The 19,636-nt window shown below is 60.2% G+C and carries 21 protein-coding genes; 14 read left to right on the top strand and 7 right to left on the bottom strand.

Annotation, left to right across the window (positions count from 1 at the left end):
- Positions 1–95 precede the first annotated feature (95 nt).
- From J1G33_RS24845 to J1G33_RS24855, 3 genes are all read right to left on the bottom strand, one after another.
- Positions 96–995, bottom strand: coding sequence for an acyltransferase (locus J1G33_RS24845; RefSeq protein ID WP_005784643.1), 900 nt, complete (start codon positions 993–995; stop codon positions 96–98).
- The gene (gene pta / locus J1G33_RS24850; protein WP_078820253.1) at positions 996–3,095 is read right to left on the bottom strand and encodes a phosphate acetyltransferase; all 2,100 of its coding nucleotides are present in this window, start codon (positions 3,093–3,095) and stop codon (positions 996–998) included. It abuts the gene before it with no gap.
- A 79-nt stretch (positions 3,096–3,174) separates the two neighbouring features.
- Positions 3,175–3,465 (bottom strand): DUF3565 domain-containing protein, encoded by a 291-nt coding sequence (locus tag J1G33_RS24855; protein ID WP_103734661.1) that lies wholly within the window; start codon positions 3,463–3,465, stop codon positions 3,175–3,177.
- On the opposite strand from J1G33_RS24855, the gene J1G33_RS24860 reads away from it, so the two are divergent.
- Entirely contained in the window at positions 3,464–3,949 is a 486-nt protein-coding gene (locus J1G33_RS24860; protein ID WP_003171645.1) for a peptidylprolyl isomerase, read from the top strand. The genes J1G33_RS24855 and J1G33_RS24860 overlap by 2 nt on opposite strands.
- Positions 3,950–4,212: 263 nt before the next feature.
- Here the strand turns inward: J1G33_RS24860 and rpsT are convergent, their stop codons facing one another.
- Positions 4,213–4,491, bottom strand: a complete 279-nt coding sequence (rpsT, locus tag J1G33_RS24865; RefSeq protein ID WP_003188401.1) for a 30S ribosomal protein S20 — start codon at positions 4,489–4,491, stop codon at positions 4,213–4,215.
- 253 nt (positions 4,492–4,744) lie between these two features.
- Here rpsT and murJ point away from each other — a divergent pair, with 253 nt between their 5' ends.
- From murJ to ispH, 6 genes are all read left to right on the top strand, one after another.
- Positions 4,745–6,283, top strand: coding sequence for a murein biosynthesis integral membrane protein MurJ (gene murJ, locus J1G33_RS24870; protein ID WP_078820255.1), 1,539 nt, complete (start codon positions 4,745–4,747; stop codon positions 6,281–6,283).
- Between the two features lie 119 nt (positions 6,284–6,402).
- Entirely contained in the window at positions 6,403–7,341 is a 939-nt protein-coding gene (gene ribF, locus J1G33_RS24875; RefSeq protein ID WP_003188404.1) for a bifunctional riboflavin kinase/FAD synthetase, read from the top strand.
- 14 nt (positions 7,342–7,355) lie between these two features.
- Positions 7,356–10,187, top strand: coding sequence for an isoleucine--tRNA ligase (ileS, locus tag J1G33_RS24880; protein ID WP_223018955.1), 2,832 nt, complete (start codon positions 7,356–7,358; stop codon positions 10,185–10,187).
- A complete protein-coding gene (gene lspA / locus J1G33_RS24885; protein WP_032877979.1) occupies positions 10,180–10,692 on the top strand; it encodes a signal peptidase II in 513 nt (170 codons plus the stop codon). Before ileS ends, lspA begins: the two co-directional genes overlap by 8 nt.
- A 7-nt stretch (positions 10,693–10,699) precedes the next feature.
- Positions 10,700–11,137 carry an FKBP-type peptidyl-prolyl cis-trans isomerase gene (gene fkpB / locus J1G33_RS24890; protein WP_177464497.1) on the top strand — a complete coding sequence of 146 codons (438 nt, stop codon included), beginning with the start codon at positions 10,700–10,702 and terminating at the stop codon, positions 11,135–11,137.
- A 177-nt stretch (positions 11,138–11,314) separates the two neighbouring features.
- Positions 11,315–12,262, top strand: a complete 948-nt coding sequence (gene ispH / locus J1G33_RS24895; RefSeq protein ID WP_005784653.1) for a 4-hydroxy-3-methylbut-2-enyl diphosphate reductase — start codon at positions 11,315–11,317, stop codon at positions 12,260–12,262.
- Here the strand turns inward: ispH and J1G33_RS24900 are convergent.
- Positions 12,216–12,797, bottom strand: coding sequence for a GspH/FimT family pseudopilin (locus tag J1G33_RS24900; protein WP_078820257.1), 582 nt, complete (start codon positions 12,795–12,797; stop codon positions 12,216–12,218). The two genes, ispH and J1G33_RS24900, sit on opposite strands and share 47 nt — an antisense overlap.
- Before the next feature lie 206 nt (positions 12,798–13,003).
- Here J1G33_RS24900 and pilV point away from each other — a divergent pair, with 206 nt between their 5' ends.
- The 5 genes from pilV to thiO all read left to right on the top strand — a co-directional run bounded on the left by pilV (position 13,004) and on the right by thiO (position 16,314).
- Positions 13,004–13,489 (top strand): type IV pilus modification protein PilV, encoded by a 486-nt coding sequence (pilV, locus tag J1G33_RS24905; RefSeq protein WP_005784655.1) that lies wholly within the window; start codon positions 13,004–13,006, stop codon positions 13,487–13,489.
- Positions 13,486–14,193 (top strand): prepilin-type N-terminal cleavage/methylation domain-containing protein, encoded by a 708-nt coding sequence (locus J1G33_RS24910; RefSeq protein WP_223018956.1) that lies wholly within the window; start codon positions 13,486–13,488, stop codon positions 14,191–14,193. The genes pilV and J1G33_RS24910 overlap by 4 nt, the downstream gene beginning before the upstream one ends.
- A gap of 5 nt (positions 14,194–14,198) precedes the next feature.
- Complete coding sequence (locus J1G33_RS24915) at positions 14,199–14,729, top strand: PilX N-terminal domain-containing pilus assembly protein (RefSeq protein ID WP_032877967.1); 531 nt, start codon at positions 14,199–14,201, stop codon at positions 14,727–14,729.
- A gap of 11 nt (positions 14,730–14,740) precedes the next feature.
- Complete coding sequence (locus tag J1G33_RS24920; protein WP_032877965.1) at positions 14,741–15,142, top strand: type IV pilin protein; 402 nt, start codon at positions 14,741–14,743, stop codon at positions 15,140–15,142.
- A 62-nt stretch (positions 15,143–15,204) separates the two neighbouring features.
- A complete protein-coding gene (gene thiO / locus J1G33_RS24925; RefSeq protein WP_032877963.1) occupies positions 15,205–16,314 on the top strand; it encodes a glycine oxidase ThiO in 1,110 nt (369 codons plus the stop codon).
- Here thiO and J1G33_RS24930 read toward each other — a convergent pair.
- Positions 16,301–16,534: a PP0621 family protein gene (locus J1G33_RS24930; RefSeq protein WP_005784659.1), complete on the bottom strand. Its 234-nt coding sequence runs from the start codon at positions 16,532–16,534 to the stop codon at positions 16,301–16,303. The two genes, thiO and J1G33_RS24930, sit on opposite strands and share 14 nt — an antisense overlap.
- A 127-nt stretch (positions 16,535–16,661) precedes the next feature.
- Complete coding sequence (locus tag J1G33_RS24935; protein ID WP_005784660.1) at positions 16,662–17,687, bottom strand: outer membrane protein assembly factor BamD; 1,026 nt, start codon at positions 17,685–17,687, stop codon at positions 16,662–16,664.
- A 149-nt stretch (positions 17,688–17,836) separates the two neighbouring features.
- On the opposite strand from J1G33_RS24935, the gene rluD reads away from it, so the two are divergent.
- Both rluD and pgeF read left to right on the top strand, forming a co-directional pair.
- Positions 17,837–18,799, top strand: a complete 963-nt coding sequence (gene rluD / locus J1G33_RS24940; RefSeq protein WP_005784662.1) for a 23S rRNA pseudouridine(1911/1915/1917) synthase RluD — start codon at positions 17,837–17,839, stop codon at positions 18,797–18,799.
- Positions 18,796–19,521, top strand: a complete 726-nt coding sequence (gene pgeF, locus J1G33_RS24945; protein ID WP_223018957.1) for a peptidoglycan editing factor PgeF — start codon at positions 18,796–18,798, stop codon at positions 19,519–19,521. The genes rluD and pgeF overlap by 4 nt, the downstream gene beginning before the upstream one ends.
- Positions 19,522–19,636 lie beyond the last annotated feature (115 nt).

The following is a 19,636-nucleotide window of genomic DNA, read 5'->3' on the forward strand; positions in this document are numbered from 1 at the left end:
CCTGCGATGGCGGACTGTCAGTTTATTTATCCTTAGCTGATCCACCGCTATCGCAGGCAAGCCAGCTCCCACATTGAATTGCATCCACATGTTGATCAGCGGCTGGCTGGAAAGTCTTTGTGCAACTGCTCCAGCAACGCATCCTTGTCTTCCCACAACCGGTTGATCCAGCCCTGGAACGCTAACCGGTACTCCCCATCCTGCTCATAATTCTTGCCAATGAATTCAGCCGGGATCTGCACCTCTTCAAACTGCACCACCACCTCCTTCACATTCCCGCACAGCAAATCCCAATAGCCAGGGCGCCCGGCAGGGTAGTGAATGGTTACATTCACCAGTGATTTGAGCTGCTCCCCCATGGCATCCAGCACAAACGCAATTCCGCCGGCCTTGGGCTTGAGCAAATAGCGAAATGGGGAGTTTTGCTGCGCATGTTTGCCCGGCGTAAACCGTGTGCCCTCGGCAAAGTTGAAAATGCCCACCGGATTGTCGCGAAACTTCGCACAGGTCTTGCGGGTGGTTTCCAGGTCCTTGCCTTTCTTTTCCGGGTGCTTCTCAAGATAAGCCTTGGTGTAGCGCTTCATGAACGGAAAGCCCAGTGCCCACCACGCCAGACCAATCACCGGCACCCAGATCAGCTCTTGCTTGAGAAAAAACTTCAGCGGGCGAATGCGCCGGTTGAGCACGTATTGCAGCACCATGATATCGACCCAGCTCTGGTGGTTGCTGGTCACCAGATACGAATGCTGATAGTCCAGGCCTTCAAGGCCGCTCAGGTGCCAGCGTGTGCGGCGCACCAGGTTCATCCAGCCTTTGTTGTTGGTCACCCAGGCTTCGTGGGTGTGGTTCATCAGCCATTCGCTGAAGCGCTTGGCGAAGGGCAGTGCCTTGAACAGCGCGACAATAAACAGGAACGAGCACAGCAGGATCGTGTTCAGCGCCAGCAACAGCGAAGCGATCACCCCGCGTACGGCGGCAGGTAGAAAATCCAGCATTTAGATATCCATAGGTCGGTTGGCGGCTTGGATCGCAGTCAGCGCGATGGTGTACACGATGTCGTCTACCTGGGCGCCGCGCGGCAGGTCGTTGACCGGTTTGCGCAGGCCCTGGAGCATCGGCCCCAGGCTCACGCAATCGGCGCTGCGTTGCACGGCTTTGTAAGTGGTGTTGCCGGTGTTCAGGTCGGGGAACACGAACACCGTGGCCTTGCCCGCCACCTGGCTGTTGGGCGCCAATTGCCGGGCCACGCTTTCATTGGCGGCGGCGTCGTATTGCAGCGGTCCGTCGATCAGCAGCGAGCCTTGCTGTTCGTGGGCGAGCAGGGTGGCTTCGCGGACTTTCTCGACTTCTTCGCCGCTGGCCGAATCACCGCTGGAGTAGCTGATCATTGCCACCCGTGGCGTGATGCCGAACGCGGCGGCCGAGTCGGCGCTTTGCAGGGCGATTTCCGCCAGTTCCGCGGCGCTCGGGTGCGGGTTCATCACGCAGTCGCCGTATACCAGCACCTGCTCGGGGAACAGCATGAAGAACACCGACGACACCAGGGTGCAGCCCGGCGCGGTCTTGATCAGTTGCAGGGCCGGGCGAATGGTATTGGCGGTGGAGTGGATGACGCCGGAGACCAGGCCGTCCACTTCGTCCAGGGCGAGCATCATGGTGGCGATCACCACTGTGTCTTCCAGTTGTTGCTCGGCCATTGGTGCGTTGAGGCTCTTGGTCTTGCGCAAGGCAACCATCGGCTCGACATAGCGCTGGCGAATCAGGTCCGGGTCAAGAATCTCCAGGCCCTCGGGTAGCTCGATACCCTGGGCACGGGCGACCGCTTCGACATCCGCCGGTTTGGCCAACAGCACGCAGCGGGCAATGCCTCGGGCCTGGCAGATGGCGGCGGCCTGCACCGTCAGCGGCTCGCTGCCCTCGGGCAACACGATGCGCTTGTTGGCGGCCTGGGCCCGTTGGATCAACTGGTAGCGGAACACCGCCGGCGACAGGCGCATCTCCCTGGGCGTGCCACACCGTTGGTGCAGCCAGCGTGCGTCGAGGTGGCTGGCGACGAAGTCGGTGATGATCTCCGCGCGCTCACGGTCATCGATGGGGATTTCCTTGTTGAGGCTATTGAGCTGGTTGGCGGTGTCGTAGGAGCCGGTGCTCACCGACAGCACTGGCAACCCGGCCTGGAAGGCGCCGCGGCACAGATCCATGATGCGCGGGTCGGGCAGGGTGTCGCTGGTCAGCAGCAGGCCGGCCAGCGGCACGCCGTTGATCGCGGCCAGGCTGACGGCGAGGATGATGTCGTCGCGATCGCCTGGGGTGACCACCAGGACGCCGGGCTTGAGCAGCTCTACGGTGTTGCGCATGGTACGGGCGCAAATGATGATCTTGGTCATGCGCCGGGTTTCATAGTCACCGGCGTTGAGGACCTGCGCACCCATCAGGTCGGCCACATCGCGGGTGCGCGGGGCATTGAGTTCGGGCTGGTAGGGGATGCAGCCAAGCAGGCGGAAATCGCCGCTGCGCAACAACGGCGAGTGCTCTTTAAGGCGCGCCGAGAATGCCTCCATGCTTTCGTCGGTGCGCACTTTGTTGAGGATCACGCCCAATACTTTCGGGTCTTTGGGGCCGCCGAACAGTTGGGCCTGCAATTCCACCCGGCCAGAAAGCTCGGTGAGCACTTCGTTCTCCGGCGCCGAGACCAGGATCACTTCCGCATCCAGGCTCTTGGCCAGGTGCAGGTTGACCCGCGCGGCGTAGCTGGCGCTGCGGGTCGGCACCATGCCTTCGACGATCAGCACGTCTTTGCCTACGGCGGCCTGCTGATACAGGGTGATGATTTCTTCAAGCAGCTCATCGAGTTGGCCGTCGCCGAGCATTCGCTCCACATGGGCCAGGCCCAGGGGTTGTGGTGGCTTCAGGCCGTGGGTACGTGCCACCAGCTCAGTGGAGCGCTCCGGACCGGTATCGCCCGGGTGTGGCTGGGCAATCGGTTTGAAGAAGCCGACTTTAAGGCCGGCCCGTTCCAGGGTGCGCACCAGCCCAAGGCTGATGGAGGTCAGACCCACACCAAAATCGGTGGGCGCGATAAAAAAAGTCTGCATGCGAATTCTCTGGAGGTGCATGGCTTGGGTGGCGCCCTATGCATGGGCGCCTACCGCGAATCAGGCGTCAAGGTTATCGTTATTCGCGCACTTGCGCACACCAGCCGCACGCAAAGGGTTGGCCTATTTTTTCAAGGCGTTGCGCGGGGTCGACGACCCAGGCGCGCGACTGCCACGGCGGCTGGTGGCGCAGGTGCTGGGTGTGGCCGCAGGACAGCTCGGCAACCCAGTGCAGGTCGTCATCCTGGTGGAATCCGGTGATCGTCGAGACCGTTGGTCGGCCCCGTCTGTCCGGGTTCTGTTCGCTTTCGGGCAAATCCTTGTTTAGACTTGTCCGTTCTTCATTCTTATGCAAAAGGTCTCGCCCCATGACGATCGCCGCTAACAAGGCTGTCTCCATCGACTATACCCTGACCAACGACGCTGGTGAGGTCATCGACAGCTCAGCCGGCGGCGCGCCGCTGGTCTACCTGCAAGGCGCAGGTAACATCATCCCAGGCCTGGAAAAGGCCCTGGAAGGCAAGGCAGTCGGTGACGAACTGACCGTAGCCGTAGAACCTGAAGATGCCTACGGCGAATACTCCGCCGAGCTGGTCAGCACTTTGAGCCGCAGCATGTTCGAAGGCGTTGACGAGCTGGAAGTGGGCATGCAGTTCCACGCTTCCGCGCCGGACGGCCAAATGCAGATCGTCACCATCCGTGACCTGGACGGCGATGATGTGACTGTCGACGGCAACCACCCTCTGGCTGGCCAGCGCCTGAACTTCCAAGTGAAAATCGTTGCCATCCGCGATGCTTCCCAGGAAGAAGTGGCTCACGGCCACGTCCACGGTGAAGGCGGTCACCACCATTGATTGTGGTTTGATCAATCGGTAGCAAAAACGCCCCGACTGGTTCGGGGCGTTTTTTTTTGCGTTTTAATGTGGGAGGGGGCTTGCTCCCGATAGCGGTGTATCAGTACCAGATATTCTGACTGACACTCCGCCATCGGGAGCAAGCCCCCTCCCACAAGGGAAGTTGTGATGAATCTTTGGGCAAACAAAAATGCCCCGGACCTTTCGGTACGGGGCATTTCTTAACTGTTACGCAGCCTGGGCTGCGTGGCAGTTGTTACCACTTAGGCTGCAGCAGGAACGCTCAGAGCCTTGATGTGGCCATTCAGGCGGCTCTTATGGCGAGCGGCCTTGTTCTTGTGGATGATGCCTTTATCGGCCATACGGTCGATAACTGGCACGGCCAGAACGTAAGCAGCTTGAGCTTTTTCAGCGTCTTTGGTGTCGATGGCTTTAACTACATTCTTGATGTAGGTACGAACCATGGAACGCAGGCTGGCGTTGTGGCTGCGACGCTTCTCAGCCTGTTTTGCACGTTTTTTGGCGGAAGGTGTGTTGGCCACCGTCGAGCTCCTCGAAAGACTTTTTAGGAAATAGCAAACAAAATAGGCCGCGAATCATGCCGATGACTTGATGGGTTGTCAAGGGCGGCTGATGCGAACTGCTGAGTGGTCGATCTGAAGAGGCGGGTGATTTATTTCCGGCGCTTGACCTGTAAACTCGCGAGCTTTGGCTCTGTGCTGTTGCAGGCGCGCAGTATCGCATAAGTGGGCGCTTTGTTCGCCTGCTCTTTATCTATAGGCGCAAACTCTTTCAATGAATCTGCTCAAATCGTTGGCTGCGGTCAGCTCTATCACGATGATCTCCCGGGTTTTGGGGTTTGTGCGTGACACTCTGCTGGCGCGCATCTTTGGCGCCAGTATGGCCACGGATGCCTTCTTTATTGCCTTCAAACTCCCCAACCTGCTGCGACGGATCTTTGCCGAAGGCGCGTTCTCCCAGGCGTTCGTGCCGATTCTGGCCGAATACAAGACCCAGCATGGCGAGGAGGCGACTCGTACGTTCATCGCCTACGTCTCGGGTTTGCTGACGCTGGTACTGATGCTGGTAACCATCGTCGGGATGCTCGCCGCGCCCTGGGTGATCTGGGCCACGGCGCCCGGTTTTGCCAATACGCCGGAAAAGTTTGCGCTCACCACTGATCTGCTGCGGGTGACCTTTCCTTATATATTGCTGATTTCCCTGTCTTCGCTCGCCGGGGCGATCCTCAATACCTGGAATCGTTTCTCGGTACCGGCCTTTGTGCCGACCTTGCTGAACGTCAGCATGATTATTTTTGCGCTGTTCCTTACGCCGTATTTCGATCCGCCCGTCATGGCCCTGGGCTGGGCGGTCCTGGCCGGCGGCCTGGCGCAGTTGCTGTACCAACTGCCGCACCTGAAAAAAATCGGCATGCTCGTACTGCCACGCCTGAACCTCAAGGACACCGGCGTCTGGCGCGTGATGCGCAATATGCTGCCGGCGATACTCGGGGTATCGGTCAGTCAGATTTCCCTGATCATCAACACCGCGTTCGCCTCGTTGCTGGTATCCGGCTCGGTATCGTGGATGTACTACGCCGACCGCTTGATGGAGTTGCCATCCGGTGTGCTTGGTGTGGCATTGGGCACGATCCTGCTGCCGACCCTGGCACGCACCTACGCCAGCAAGGATCGTCAGGAGTATTCGCGCATTCTCGATTGGGGCCTGCGTCTGTGCTTCCTGCTGGTGTTGCCATGCGCCTTGGCCCTGGGAATCCTGGCCGAGCCGCTGACGGTCTCGCTGTTTCAATACGGGCAATTCGATGCGCATGACGCCTTGATGACCCAGCACGCGCTGGTTGCCTACTCCGTCGGCCTGCTCGGCATTATTGTGATCAAGGTGCTGGCGCCGGGCTTCTACGCGCAGCAGAACATCCGTACGCCGGTGAAAATCGCGATTTTCACGCTGATTGTCACGCAACTGCTCAACCTGGTATTTATCGGTCCTTTGGCCCATGCCGGGCTGGCGCTGGCGATCAGTGCCGGAGCTTGTATCAATGCAGGCCTGCTGTTTTATCAACTGCGCAAACAGCAGATGTATCAACCACAGCCGGGTTGGGGGATGTTTACCCTCAAGTTGCTCGTGGCGGTGGCTGCGATGTCCGCCGTGCTGGTGGGCTTGATGCACGTGATGCCGGCCTGGGGCGATGGCGATATGCTGGAGCGCTTTATGCGCCTGGGCGTGTTGGTGGTTGCGGGTGTGGCGGTGTACTTCGGGATGTTGCTGTTGCAGGGTTTCCGCCTGCGCGATTTCAATCGCAAGTCGCTGGGATAGAGACTTCGCCGCGATAAAACGATTGTTTTATCGATTCGACCCATTTGGCCTGCGCTGTTGCCTGTCGTCCGGGGCCGGGTGTGGTTATAATCGACCACTTTATGAGCAAGAAGCGCGTTATGCAGCTGGTTCGAGGTCTCCACAACCTGCGCCCCGAGCATCGGGGCTGCGTCGCCACTATTGGCAACTTTGACGGTGTTCACCGTGGCCACCAGGCTATCCTGGCAAGGTTGCGCGAGCGTGCGGTCGAGTTGGGTGTGCCCAGCTGCGTGGTGATTTTCGAGCCACAACCGCGGGAGTTCTTTACCCCGGAAACAGCGCCGGCCCGTTTGGCGCGCTTGCGCGACAAGCTGCAACTGCTGGCGGAGGAGGGCGTGGACCGCGTCCTCTGCCTGGCTTTCAACCAGCGTTTGCGCAGCCTCAGCGCCGCCGAGTTCGTCGACCGCATCCTGGTCGATGGCCTGGGTGTACAACACCTGGAGGTCGGTGACGACTTCCATTTCGGTTGCGATCGGGTCGGGGATTTCGATTTCCTGCAACATGCCGGCGTCAACCAGGGCTTTACCGTTGAAGCCGCCCAAACCGTCGAACTGGACGGCCTGCGTGTGAGCAGCACCCAGGTGCGTAACGCCTTGGCTGCCGCCGACTTCGACCTGGCCGAGCGTTTGCTCGGTCGCCCCTTCCGCATTGCCGGGCGGGTACTGCACGGCCAGAAGCTGGCGCGCCAATTGGGCACGCCAACTGCCAACGTGCAACTCAAGCGCCGCCGTGTGCCGCTGACCGGGGTTTACCTGGTCAGCGTCGACATCGACGGCCAATCGTGGCCGGGAGTCGCCAATATAGGCGTCAGGCCCACGGTTGCAGGTGATGGCAAGGCCCACCTGGAAGTTCACCTTTTGGATTTTGCCGGTGATTTATACGACCGGCGTTTGACGGTGGTTTTCCACCAGAAGCTGCGTGAAGAGCAGCGTTTCGCCTCCCTGGAGGCGTTGAAAACGGCGATCAATGCGGATGTCGCCGCCGCCCGTGCACTAGCCGCACCTAGCGCCCATCGCTAACCGAAGAGCCTTAAATGACCGACTATAAAGCCACGCTAAACCTTCCGGACACCGCCTTCCCAATGAAGGCCGGCCTGCCACAGCGCGAACCGCAGATCCTGCAGCGCTGGAACAGTATTGGCCTGTACGGAAAGTTGCGCGAAATTGGCAAGGATCGTCCGAAATTCGTCCTGCACGACGGCCCTCCTTATGCCAACGGCACGATTCATATCGGTCATGCGCTGAACAAGATTCTCAAGGACATGATCCTGCGCTCCAAAACCCTGTCGGGCTTTGACGCGCCGTACGTTCCGGGCTGGGACTGCCATGGCCTGCCGATCGAGCACAAAGTCGAAGTGACCTACGGCAAGAACCTGGGCGCGGACAAGACCCGCGAACTCTGCCGTGCCTACGCCACCGAGCAGATCGAAGGGCAGAAGTCCGAATTCATTCGCCTGGGCGTGCTGGGCGAGTGGGACAACCCCTACGAGACCATGAACTTCAAGAACGAGGCCGGTGAAATCCGTGCCTTGGCTGAAATCGTCAAGGGCGGCTTCGTGTTCAAGGGTCTCAAGCCCGTGAACTGGTGCTTTGACTGCGGTTCGGCCCTGGCCGAAGCGGAAGTCGAATACGAAGACAAAAAGTCGTCGACCATCGACGTGGCCTTCCCGATTGCCGATGACGCCAAGCTGGCCGAGGCATTCGGCCTGGCAAGCCTGGCCAAGCCGGCTGCCATCGTGATCTGGACCACCACCCCGTGGACCATCCCGGCCAACCAGGCGCTGAACGTGCACCCGGAATTCACCTACGCTCTGGTGGATGTCGGTGATCGCCTGTTGGTGCTGGCCGAAGAAATGGTCGAGTCGTGCCTTGTCCGCTACGAGTTGCAAGGCTCGGTGATCGCCACCGCCACCGGCTCCGCGCTGGAACTGATCAACTTCCGTCACCCGTTCTATGACCGTCTGTCGCCAGTGTACCTGGCTGACTACGTCGAGCTGGGTTCGGGTACCGGCATTGTCCACTGCTCGCCTGCCTATGGCGTGGACGACTTCGTGATCTGCAAGAAGTACGGCATGGTCAACGACGACATCATCAACCCGGTGCAGAGCAACGGCGTATACGTGCCTTCGCTCGAGTTCTTCGGTGGCCAGTTCATCTTCAAGGCTGACCAGCCGATCATCGAAAAGCTGCGTGAAGTCGGTGCGTTGATGCAAACCGCCGCCATCCAGCACAGCTACATGCATTGCTGGCGTCACAAGACCCCGCTGATCTACCGCGCTACGGCGCAGTGGTTTATCGGCATGGACAAAGAGCCGACCAGCGGCGACACCTTGCGTGTACGCTCGCTCAAGGCCATCGAAGACACCAAGTTCGTCCCGTCCTGGGGTCAGGCGCGCCTGCACTCCATGATCGCCAACCGTCCGGACTGGTGCATCTCCCGCCAGCGCAACTGGGGCGTGCCGATCCCGTTCTTCCTGAACAAGGAAAGCGGTGAGCTGCATCCGCGCACCGTCGAGCTGATGGAAGTCGTGGCCCAGCGTGTCGAGCAGGAAGGCATCGAAGCCTGGTTCAAGCTGGACGCTGCCGAGCTGCTGGGCGACGAAGCGCCGCTGTACGACAAGATCAGCGACACCCTCGACGTGTGGTTCGATTCGGGCACCACTCACTGGCATGTGCTGCGTGGTTCGCACCCGATGGGCCACGAGACCGGCCCGCGTGCCGACCTGTACCTGGAAGGTTCGGACCAACACCGTGGCTGGTTCCACTCGTCGTTGCTCACCGGTTGCGCCATCGACAACCATGCGCCGTACCGCGAGCTGCTGACCCACGGCTTCACCGTCGACGAGACGGGCCGCAAGATGTCCAAATCGCTGAAGAACGTGATCGAGCCGAAAAAGATCAACGACACCTTGGGCGCCGACATCATGCGCCTGTGGGTGGCTTCCACCGATTACTCGGGTGAAATCGCCGTCTCGGACCAGATCCTGGCCCGCAGCGCCGACGCCTACCGCCGTATCCGCAATACCGCGCGATTCATGCTGTCGAACCTGACCGGCTTCAACCCGGCCAGCGACCTGCTGCCGGCCGAAGACATGCTCGCCCTCGACCGTTGGGCTGTGGACCGTACCTTGTTGCTGCAGCGCGAGTTGCAGGAACACTACGGCGAATACCGCTTCTGGAACGTCTACTCCAAGATCCACAACTTCTGCGTGCAGGAGCTGGGTGGTTTCTACCTCGACATCATCAAGGACCGCCAGTACACCACTGGCGCCAACAGCAAGGCGCGCCGTTCGGCGCAGACCGCGCTGTACCACATCAGCGAAGCGCTGGTGCGCTGGATCGCACCGATTCTGGCATTCACCGCTGACGAACTGTGGGAGTACCTGCCGGGCGAGCGTAACGAGTCCGTCATGCTCAACACCTGGTACGAAGGCCTGACCGAACTGCCGGCTGACTTCGAACTGGGCCGCGAGTACTGGGAAGGCGTGATGGCCGTCAAGGTTGCGGTGAACAAGGAACTGGAAGTCCAGCGTGCGGCCAAGGCCGTGGGTGGCAACCTGCAAGCCGAAGTCACCCTGTTTGCCGAAGACGGCCTGACCGCCGACCTGGCCAAGCTGAGCAACGAGCTGCGCTTCGTGCTGATCACCTCTACTGCGAGCCTGGCGCCGTTTACCCAGGCTCCGGCAGATGCGGTGGCTACCGAAGTGCCTGGCCTTAAGCTCAAAGTGGTCAAGTCGGCCTTCCCCAAGTGCGCTCGTTGCTGGCACTGCCGTGAAGACGTCGGCGTGAACCCTGAGCACCCGGAAATCTGCGGTCGTTGTGTCGACAACATCAGCGGTGAAGGCGAGGTTCGCCACTATGCCTAATGCAGACAGTCGTTTCGGACGTCTGGGCTGGCTCGTACTGAGCCTGCTGGTCCTGGTCATTGACCAGGTCAGCAAGGCTCACTTCGAGGGCTCCCTGGAAATGTTCCAGCAAATCGTGGTGATCCCGGATTACTTCAGCTGGACCCTGGCCTACAACACTGGCGCCGCCTTCAGCTTCCTCGCTGACGGCGGTGGCTGGCAGCGCTGGCTGTTTGCTGTGATCGCCGTGGTAGTAAGTGCCGTGCTGGTGGTGTGGCTCAAGCGCCTGGGCCGCGACGACACCTGGCTGGCCATCGCGCTGGCCCTGGTGTTGGGTGGCGCGCTGGGCAACCTGTATGACCGCATCGCCCTGGGCCATGTGATCGACTTTATCCTGGTGCATTGGCAGAACCGCCACTACTTCCCGGCGTTCAACTTTGCCGACAGCGCTATCACCGTCGGCGCAATCATGCTGGCGCTGGATATGTTCAAGAGCAAGAAAACCGGAGAAACCGTCAATGACTGATCAGGTATTGGCTGAGCAACGCATCGGCCAGAACACGGAAGTCACTTTGCATTTCGCACTGCGTCTGGAGAATGGCGACACGGTCGACAGCACGTTCGACAAGGCCCCCGCGACCTTCAAGGTCGGCGACGGCAACCTGCTGCCGGGTTTCGAAGCGGCACTGTTCGGTTTCAAGGCCGGTGACAAGCGCACCCTGCAAATCCTGCCGGAAAACGCCTTTGGCCAGCCCAACCCGCAAAACGTGCAGATCATCCCCCGTTCGCAGTTCCAGAACATGGACCTGTCGGAAGGCTTGCTGGTGATCTTCAATGATGCGGCGAACACTGAATTGCCTGGCGTGGTGAAAGCATTTGATGACGCGCAAGTGACCATCGACTTCAATCACCCGTTGGCCGGCAAGACGTTGACCTTTGACGTCGAGATTATCGACGTCAAAGTGCTGTAACCGACCGTACGCGGTCTAAAATGTGGGAGGGGGCTTGCTCCCGATAGCGGTGTATCAGCTAAATGTGCAGACTGATATACCTATATCGGGAGCAAGCCCCCTCCCACCTTTGATCTCCATTGTCGGTTGAGTCAGTGTCAAATTGACTCAATGTGGCTGCAATACACGAGGCACAGCATGCAAATCAAACTCGCCAACCCCCGTGGCTTCTGCGCCGGCGTGGACCGGGCGATCGAAATCGTCAATCGCGCCCTGGAAGTCTTCGGGCCGCCGATTTATGTGCGCCATGAAGTCGTCCATAACAAATTTGTGGTCGAAGACTTGCGCGCGCGCGGGGCGATCTTTGTCGAAGAACTCGATCAGGTGCCCGACGACGTGATCGTCATCTTCAGTGCCCACGGTGTTTCCCAGGCTGTACGTACCGAAGCGGCGGGCCGTGGCCTCAAGGTGTTCGATGCCACCTGCCCACTGGTGACCAAGGTGCATATCGAAGTGGCGCGCTACAGCCGCGACGGTCGTGAGTGCATCCTGATCGGCCACGCCGGTCACCCGGAGGTAGAAGGCACCATGGGCCAATACGACGCCAGCAACGGCGGTGCTATCTACCTGGTCGAGGACGAGAAAGACGTCGCCAACTTGCAGGTGCACAATCCGGAACGCCTGGCCTTCGTGACCCAGACCACCTTGTCCATGGACGACACCAGCCGCGTAATCGATGCCCTGCGCACGCGGTTCCCGGCCATTGGCGGCCCGCGCAAGGATGACATCTGCTACGCCACGCAAAACCGCCAGGATGCGGTCAAGCAACTGGCAAATGAGTGTGACGTAGTGCTGGTGGTCGGCAGCCCTAACAGCTCCAACTCCAACCGCCTGCGTGAGCTGGCCGAGCGCATGGCTACGCCGGCGTACCTGATCGACGGTGCCGAAGACATGCAGCGCAGTTGGTTCGATGGTGTCGAGCGTATCGGCATCACGGCAGGCGCCTCCGCACCGGAAGTGCTGGTACGCGGCGTGATCCAGCAGTTGCAGGCCTGGGGCGCTACTGGCGCCGATGAGCTGGCAGGTCGTGAAGAGAACATCACGTTCTCGATGCCGAAGGAACTGCGGGTCCGCTCGCTGCTCTGACGCCAACAATGCCGGCATCGGCTCGGCATAATGCCTGCTCGGTCTTGTCACTGCGCAGGCTGATGCGTCCGCTGGGGGCCAGCACGATCTGATACAGGCTCTGTGCCTGGCTCGTGTCGCACACATGCACGGTGCCGGCACGGAAGCCTCCGCCGGCGAAAACCGGTTCTCCCAAGCCGCTGAAACGCACCTGGTCCGTGACCGGGCCATTGCCTGCCACTGGCACGCGACCATCACCCTGGCGCTCCAGCAGCACCGGGTTGTCGTCGTCCTGATGGCCGCGTCCACTGACATCCAGTATCACCCGCCACCCCAGGCTCCAGTCCCTGTCGTTTGCATGAATGACCACCGCCTGATTGCGCGTGATGGCCTCCATGCGTGCGTAACGCAGTCCGGCGGCAAGTGATTGGGCCACGCTTTGTCGTTGCTGCGATTCAAGCAAACCTTTGAAACCGGGTACGGCCAATTGCGCGAGGAAGCTGGTGACGATCAGCCCCAGCAGCATTTCAATCAGGGTGAACCCTCGTTGTGTCATGTGCGTTCCCTCCATGGACACGAGTGAATCTTCGAGTTGCAGACCTAGGTATAGCGCCTGGCCGCGAATGCTGGGTGATGGCCTTTATGTCCAAAGTATTTCCCTTTGTTCCGGCAGCAGCGCTGCTCGAAATCCGCCGCTAGTCTTGGATCGCACAGCAGGGTTTGCCTGCTTTTTTCCGGCCTTCGACATGGATGACGACGGTAATGCCTGCCCGCCCGAATCGATTTTTCCTGCGCTCCGCGCATCGGCACCAATCCGGCATGACGCTGATCGAGGTGCTGATAGCGCTGTTGATCCTGGCTGTCGGCCTGATGGGCGCTGCAATGCTTCAGCTCAACGCGCTCAAGTACACCGACAGCGCCAGGATGATCAGCCAAGCCAGCTTTATCGCCTACGACATGCTCGACCGAATTCGCGCCAATGCTGGTGCGGATTACACGTGGGGGAGGGACGAGTCGGGGCCGCCCAACACTTCGGCCGCCAGTGTGCGCGACCTGGACCTGCACGATTTCGAGGCCAATATCATTGGTTTTGCTGGCAAGGATGCCAAGGGATCCGTGGCGGTAAGCGGGCATGAGGTCACCATCAGCATCAGTTGGGAGGATCGCCGCTCAGCAGGCACCCCAGGAGCACGGGAAACCTTCACGCTGACCAGCCGAGTCACCAGTGAGCAGGGAGCCTTGCAATGAATCGTCATGCCCGAGGTTTCAGCCTGGTGGAGTTGTTGCTGGCACTCGCCGTCGGGCTGGTGCTGGTGTTGGGGGTGAGTCAGGTGCTCATAAGTTCACGATTGACTCACGACAGCCAGCAGGCCGCCATGGTGCTGCAGGATGATGCGCGGCTTGCCCTGGGCAAGATCACACAGGACATTCGTCAGGCAGGCATGTTGGGATGTTTGGCCGCGACCGTTATCGACAACGCCCCGGCTGCCTTCGATCGACCGATAAGCTGGGACGCGTCGGGAAGTTCAAGGTCGCTGACGTTGGTCACCGCGTACATCGGTGACGGCGCTGGCAAGCCCGACTGGACGGTGTTGTCCGACTGCAAGGAGACGGCCCATGCGTATGAGGGGGCAGCGCCTGCCGCCGCCCCTGGCCTGATCCGCTTTGGCATACGCCAGCTCACCTACACCTATGAATCGGGCCAGTTGAAGGTCAGTACTCCGGCAGCACCGGCAAAGGCGGTACTGATTGATAACGTGCGTGCATTCGACATCAGTTTTGGCTTGGCGGCTGAGCCTGCATCAACGGTTGTGGTGCGTTACGACAGCCATTCGGCTGACAGTTCTTTGGTACGTAGTGTGCGTATCTCCATGACTCTGCAAGACCCAACTGGGCGGGTTAAGGATCAGACCTACAGTGTCGTCGCGGCGCTGCGAAATCGGTTGGGTTAGGGGCGATGTCGATGCTTGGCGGTATTCGGGTACGGCAGAACGGGATGGTGCTGCTGATCAGTCTGGTATTCCTGCTGTTGTTATCGCAGCTGGGGCTGTCGTCGATACAGGGGGCGGTCGCCCAGCAAAAAGTCGCGAGTAGCCTGTGGCAGCGTAATCAATCCTTTCAGTCTGCTGAGAGCGGTTTGCGGCTGGGGGAGTCGGTTGTGCAGAGGGGCGGCCCTGCGATGCCTGTGTGCAACTCGGTTATTACGTGTGTACCGCCCAATGAAGCATTTTCCTTGACTGGCGCAGGGGCAAACCCTGTCTCAGCGGTCACCTGGTTGGCCTTGAGGGGTGGGTTTTATGGCGTTCAATCCCTGGGGGAAGGAGCAGGGCTGGCTCATTTGCCGCCCGATACACGGGCAGCGCTCTTTCGCATCACTGCCGTGGGCCTTACAGGCCAATCGCGCACGGTGCTGGAGTCGGTTTATGCACGGGTGGAGGAGGGCGGCAACGTCAGGTTTCGACGGATTTCATGGCGGCAACTTCAATAAGGAGCAATGGGATGGGCATGGATAGCCAGGGCTTTACCCTGATGGAGTTATTGATCGCCGTGGCGATCGTTGCGTTGTTGGCCGGCATTGCGTATCCCGGGTACATCGGCCAGGTAAAAAAGGTGTATCGCGCGCAAATAGTCGCGTTGCTGAGCGAGCAAGCCCAGCACCTGGAGCGCGCATATACCAGAAACGGCACTTTTATTGATGCGGGCGGCGCCATTGCGGGTAACGATCACTATAGAATCAGTGTGATTTTAAACCCCCAGGATTTCGACTTGCTCGCTACGCCTGCCGTGGACTCAGTCATGGCGGACGACGCGTGTGCAGCTTTCAGCTTGAGCAGCACCGGTATGCGAAGCAACCCGGGAGCGGCGCCTGAAATGTCGCGCAAAGTCTGCTGGGGGCAGTGATGAGAGTGCTTGAAGAGTGGGCGCCGGGCGCGCCTTTCCCTGTTTATCGGCGGGATCAGATGATGGCAAAGCAACAGCAAGTGGTGATTGTCGGCGGCGGAGTAATCGGGCTGTTGACGGCGTACAACCTTGCCAGAGAAGGGCGTGCAGTCATGCTGCTGGAGCGTGTGGGGCTTGGGCAGGAGTCTTCCTGGGCGGGTGGCGGAATTGTCTCACCGTTGTATCCATGGCGTTATAGCCCGGCCGTGACTGCCTTGGCCCATTGGTCCCAGGATTTCTATCCGCAGTTGGCACAGCGCTTGTTTGCCGCAACCGGTGTCGATCCCGAGGTTCATACCACGGGTTTGTACTGGCTTGACCTGGATGATGAGGCTGATGCATTGGCCTGGGCTGCGCGTGAAGGGCGGCCATTGAGCAAGGTGGATGTGTCCCAGGCTCATGATGCCGTGCCGGCGCTGGGAGGCGGCTACTCCCGGGCGATCTACATGGCCGATGTGGCCAATGTGCGCAACCCTCGCCTGGTTAAATCCTTGAAGGCGGCGCTGCTGGCGTTGCCGGATGTGACGATTCACGAGCACTGCGAAGTGTCGGGTTTTGTGCAGAACAACAATCGCGTGGTGGGGGTGAACACTGCTACGGGACCGGTTTTTGCCGATCAGGTGGTGCTCGCCGCCGGGGCCTGGAGCGGGCAGTTGCTGAGCACACTGGGCATGACCCTTCCCGTGGAGCCGGTCAAAGGCCAAATGATCCTGTACAAGTGCGCGTCCGACTTTTTATCCAGCATGGTCTTGGCCAAGGGGCGCTATGCAATCCCCCGCCGCGATGGGCACATTCTGATTGGAAGCACATTGGAACATGAGGGGTTCGACAAGACGCCGACCGAAACTGCGTTGGCGAGCCTCAAGGCGTCTGCGGTGGAACTGATCCCCGCCTTGGCGGACGCCGAGGTAGTCGGGCATTGGGCGGGGTTGAGGCCCGGTTCGCCGGAAGGTATCCCCTATATCGGAGAGGTTCCCGGCTTTCAGGGCTTGTGGCTCAATTGCGGGCATTACCGCAATGGCCTGGTACTCGCACCTGCCTCCTGCCAGTTGTTCGCCGACTTGCTGTTGGGGCGGGCTCCGATCATTGATCCGGCGCCTTATGCCCCGGCAGGTCGCCTCAACGCTGGATAGACTTCGGCCCTTGTTCCAGGTGCGCCTGGGTGCAGTACCACTCCTGGCGCGAACTCAGTGCGCGATCCTGCGGCAGGTGCACGCCGCAGTGGGCGCATCGCACCATCAGCGCTGCGTTCGGCTCGGCAGGTCGTTGCTGGCGGGCTGCAGGGTTTTTGAATTTGCGCCAGAACCATACCGCGGCAGCAATGACGGCAATCCAGAACAGTAGACGAAGCATGATGGGCAGTTTCTCGACAAGGAATGCGCCAGTTTAGCCAAGCTGGCCACAGGCGCACAGCGCAATAAATACTCGCTCATAAAAAAGGGAGCTCCTTCAGAGCTCCCTTTTGCGTTGCGTCGAACAATCAGTCGAACACACCGAAGGTCATGTAGCTGAACCACGAACGGTCTTCGTTGTTGCCAAGGGCCTGCGGCTCCTCTTCTTCGATAACGTCGCCGTTCTCGTCGTGAGGCTTGAGGTCCGAAGGGATGGCATCCTTGGCGTCCTGGTACTGCTTGATCACGTCCTGGTTGGCGCGGGTTTCACCCGGCGGCAGTGGCGGACGAGACTCGATCAGGCCCAAAGTGTACTTGCTCAGCCACGAACGGTTGTCGGCTTCGGCAACCTGAGGCACGAACTGGCCATCTTTCAGGCTTGGGTGATCTGGGTAGTTGAGCTTCAGGGTTTCCAGGCTGGTGGTCGCCAGGGTGTCCAGGTGCAGACGCTGGTAAGCCTCGGTCATCACCGCCAGGCCGTCGCCCACGGATGGGGTTTCCTGGAAGTTCTCCACAACATAGCGGCCACGGTTGGCGGCAGCTACGTAGGCCTGACGGGTCAGGTAGTAGTGGGCCACGTGGATTTCGTAGGAGGCCAGCAGGTTGCGCAGGTAGATCATGCGCTGCTTGGCGTCCGGCGCGTAGCGGCTGTTGGGGTAGCGGCTGGTCAGCTGGGCGAACTCGTTGTAGGAGTCGCGTGCAGCGCCCGGGTCACGCTTGGTCATGTCCAGCGGCAGGAAGCGCGCCAGCAGGCCAACGTCCTGGTCGAACGAGGTCAGGCCTTTCATGTAGTAGGCGTAGTCCACGTTCGGGTGCTGTGGGTGCAGGCGGATAAAACGCTCGGCGGCGGACTTGGCAGCTTCCGGCTCGGCGTTCTTGTAGTTGGCGTAGATCAGCTCCAACTGGGCCTGGTCGGCATAGCGGCCGAATGGGTAGCGCGACTCCAATGCCTTCAGCTTCGCTGTGGCGCTGGTGTAGCTATTATTGTCCAGGTCTGTCTGAGCTTGCTGGTACAGCTCGACTTCGCTCAGGTTTTCGTCGACGACGTCCTTTGTTGACGAGCAAGCAGCAGTCATGGCGAGGATGGCGATCAGCAGCAGGTGTTTCACTTGCATGGCGGCTTGCGTCCCTATGACGGCCGCTGTCTTGGGCGGGGCCGTCCTGTTATGATGAGCGCCCCGTTGAAAGCCTCGGGGCAAAAGACGCCGTATTTAACCACAAGCGCGCAGCCGAAACCAAAGGCTGTGCCACGCCTAGTCTGAGCATGTCCGATAAAATTGAACTTCGCGCAGAGGTGCCGTCCGAATTGGGCGGCCAACGCCTCGATCAAGTCGCCGCACAATTATTCGCTGAGCACTCGCGCTCGCGCCTTTCCGCCTGGATCAAAGACGGCCGCCTGACTGTGGATGGAGCGGTTATCCGCCCGCGAGACATAGTTCATGGCGGTGCGATTCTTGAGCTGACTGCCGAGCAGGAAGCCCAGGGAGAATGGGTCGCCCAGGACATCGAGCTGGATATCGTCTATGAAGACGACGACATCCTGGTCATCAACAAACCCGCTGGCCTGGTGGTTCACCCGGCTGCCGGGCACGCTGATGGCACTTTGCTCAATGCCCTGTTGCACCACGTCCCGGACATCATCAATGTCCCGCGCTGCGGCATCGTGCACCGTCTGGACAAGGACACCACCGGTTTGATGGTGGTGGCCAAGACCATTCAGGCGCAGACGCAACTGGTTACTCAGTTGCAGAGTCGCAGCGTCAGCCGGATCTACGAGTGCATCGTGATCGGTGTGGTGGTGGCCGGGGGCAAGATCAACGCCCCGATTGGTCGCCATGGCCAGCAGCGCCAGCGTATGGCGGTGATGGAAGGTGGCAAGCAAGCCGTCAGCCACTACCGTGTGCTGGAGCGTTTCCGCTCCCACACCCATGTGCGGGTCAAGCTGGAGACCGGGCGCACCCACCAGATTCGCGTGCACATGGCGCATATCAACTTCCCGTTGGTCGGCGATCCTGCCTACGGTGGGCGCTTCCGTATTCCGCCGGCGGCAAGCCAGACAATGGTCGAATCGCTGAAGTCCTTCCCGCGCCAGGCACTGCACGCACGCTTCCTGGAACTGGATCATCCGACGAGCGGTAAGCGCATGAGTTGGGAATCGCCACTTCCAGACGACCTGGTCTGGTTGTTGTCGCTGCTCAAGCAGGATCGTGAGGCGTTTATCGGATGAGTGACTGGCTGATTCCTGACTGGCCCGCGCCGTCTCAGGTCAAAGCCTGCGTCACGACTCGTGCGGGCGGTGTCAGTCTGGCGCCGTTCGACAGCCTCAACCTGGGCGATCACGTCGAGGACAGCCTTGAGGCCGTCCTTGAAAATCGCCGTCGTCTGAGCAGCGCCTTCGATATCCAGCCTGCCTGGTTGCGCCAAGTCCACGGTACTCACGTGGTTGAGGCCGATCCAGGCCTTACCGTCGAGGCAGATGGCAGTTGGACCAGCACCCCCGGCATCGCCTGCACATCCATGACCGCCGATTGCCTGCCTGCGCTGTTCTGTAATCGTGCGGGTACCCGGGTTGCCGCAGCCCATGCCGGTTGGCGTGGCTTGGCGGCTGGCGTGCTGGAGGCCGCATTCGAAAGCCTGGATACTGCTCCTGAAGACGTCCTGGTCTGGCTCGGCCCAGCCATTGGCCCGCAAGCCTTTGAGGTCGGCCCGGAGGTACGTGAAGCGTTCATGCAGCAACTGCCGGCCACCGCTGAAGCCTTTGTTCCCAGCCACAACCCCGGCAAGTTCATGGCCGACATCTACCAGCTGGCGCGCCTGCGTCTGGCAGCAAACGGTGTCGCCGCTGTATATGGTGGTGGTTTTTGCACCGTGACCGATACACGCTTCTTTTCTTATCGCCGCAGCCCGCGTACGGGCCGATTCGCCTCCCTTATCTGGCTTGAACGCTAGACTGTCCTGACCTGTATCAACAGTCCGCCGCTTGAAACCCCCAGAATCCACCCCATCTATAAGGGTATCTGGCAGGTTTCTTCATTCAGGATGTGTTTGTTCATAGCTCCGGCCT

It is taken from the genome of Pseudomonas sp. P867 (assembly GCF_019891455.1).
In the GTDB taxonomy this organism is placed as follows: Bacteria; Pseudomonadota; Gammaproteobacteria; order Pseudomonadales; family Pseudomonadaceae; genus Aquipseudomonas; species Aquipseudomonas synxantha_A.

Excerpts from the sequence above, each read along its gene's own strand:
- J1G33_RS24860 (WP_003171645.1), top strand. The coding sequence starts at position 3,464 with ATGACGATCGCCGCTAACAAGGCTGTCTCCATCGACTATACCCTGACC.
- J1G33_RS24920 (WP_032877965.1), top strand. The coding sequence starts at position 14,741 with ATGGGCATGGATAGCCAGGGCTTTACCCTGATGGAGTTATTGATCGCC.
- J1G33_RS24900 (WP_078820257.1), bottom strand. The coding sequence starts at position 12,797 with ATGACACAACGAGGGTTCACCCTGATTGAAATGCTGCTGGGGCTGATC.
- ribF (WP_003188404.1), top strand. The coding sequence starts at position 6,403 with ATGCAGCTGGTTCGAGGTCTCCACAACCTGCGCCCCGAGCATCGGGGC.
- lspA (WP_032877979.1), top strand. The coding sequence starts at position 10,180 with ATGCCTAATGCAGACAGTCGTTTCGGACGTCTGGGCTGGCTCGTACTG.
- J1G33_RS24915 (WP_032877967.1), top strand. The coding sequence starts at position 14,199 with ATGTCGATGCTTGGCGGTATTCGGGTACGGCAGAACGGGATGGTGCTG.
- ileS (WP_223018955.1), top strand. The coding sequence starts at position 7,356 with ATGACCGACTATAAAGCCACGCTAAACCTTCCGGACACCGCCTTCCCA.
- pilV (WP_005784655.1), top strand. The coding sequence starts at position 13,004 with ATGCCTGCCCGCCCGAATCGATTTTTCCTGCGCTCCGCGCATCGGCAC.
- J1G33_RS24855 (WP_103734661.1), bottom strand. The coding sequence starts at position 3,465 with ATGGGGCGAGACCTTTTGCATAAGAATGAAGAACGGACAAGTCTAAAC.
- ispH (WP_005784653.1), top strand. The coding sequence starts at position 11,315 with ATGCAAATCAAACTCGCCAACCCCCGTGGCTTCTGCGCCGGCGTGGAC.
- J1G33_RS24910 (WP_223018956.1), top strand. The coding sequence starts at position 13,486 with ATGAATCGTCATGCCCGAGGTTTCAGCCTGGTGGAGTTGTTGCTGGCA.
- J1G33_RS24930 (WP_005784659.1), bottom strand. The coding sequence starts at position 16,534 with ATGCTTCGTCTACTGTTCTGGATTGCCGTCATTGCTGCCGCGGTATGG.
- pta (WP_078820253.1), bottom strand. The coding sequence starts at position 3,095 with ATGCAGACTTTTTTTATCGCGCCCACCGATTTTGGTGTGGGTCTGACC.
- J1G33_RS24935 (WP_005784660.1), bottom strand. The coding sequence starts at position 17,687 with ATGCAAGTGAAACACCTGCTGCTGATCGCCATCCTCGCCATGACTGCT.
- murJ (WP_078820255.1), top strand. The coding sequence starts at position 4,745 with ATGAATCTGCTCAAATCGTTGGCTGCGGTCAGCTCTATCACGATGATC.
- thiO (WP_032877963.1), top strand. The coding sequence starts at position 15,205 with ATGGCAAAGCAACAGCAAGTGGTGATTGTCGGCGGCGGAGTAATCGGG.
- J1G33_RS24845 (WP_005784643.1), bottom strand. The coding sequence starts at position 995 with ATGCTGGATTTTCTACCTGCCGCCGTACGCGGGGTGATCGCTTCGCTG.
- pgeF (WP_223018957.1), top strand. The coding sequence starts at position 18,796 with ATGAGTGACTGGCTGATTCCTGACTGGCCCGCGCCGTCTCAGGTCAAA.
- rluD (WP_005784662.1), top strand. The coding sequence starts at position 17,837 with ATGTCCGATAAAATTGAACTTCGCGCAGAGGTGCCGTCCGAATTGGGC.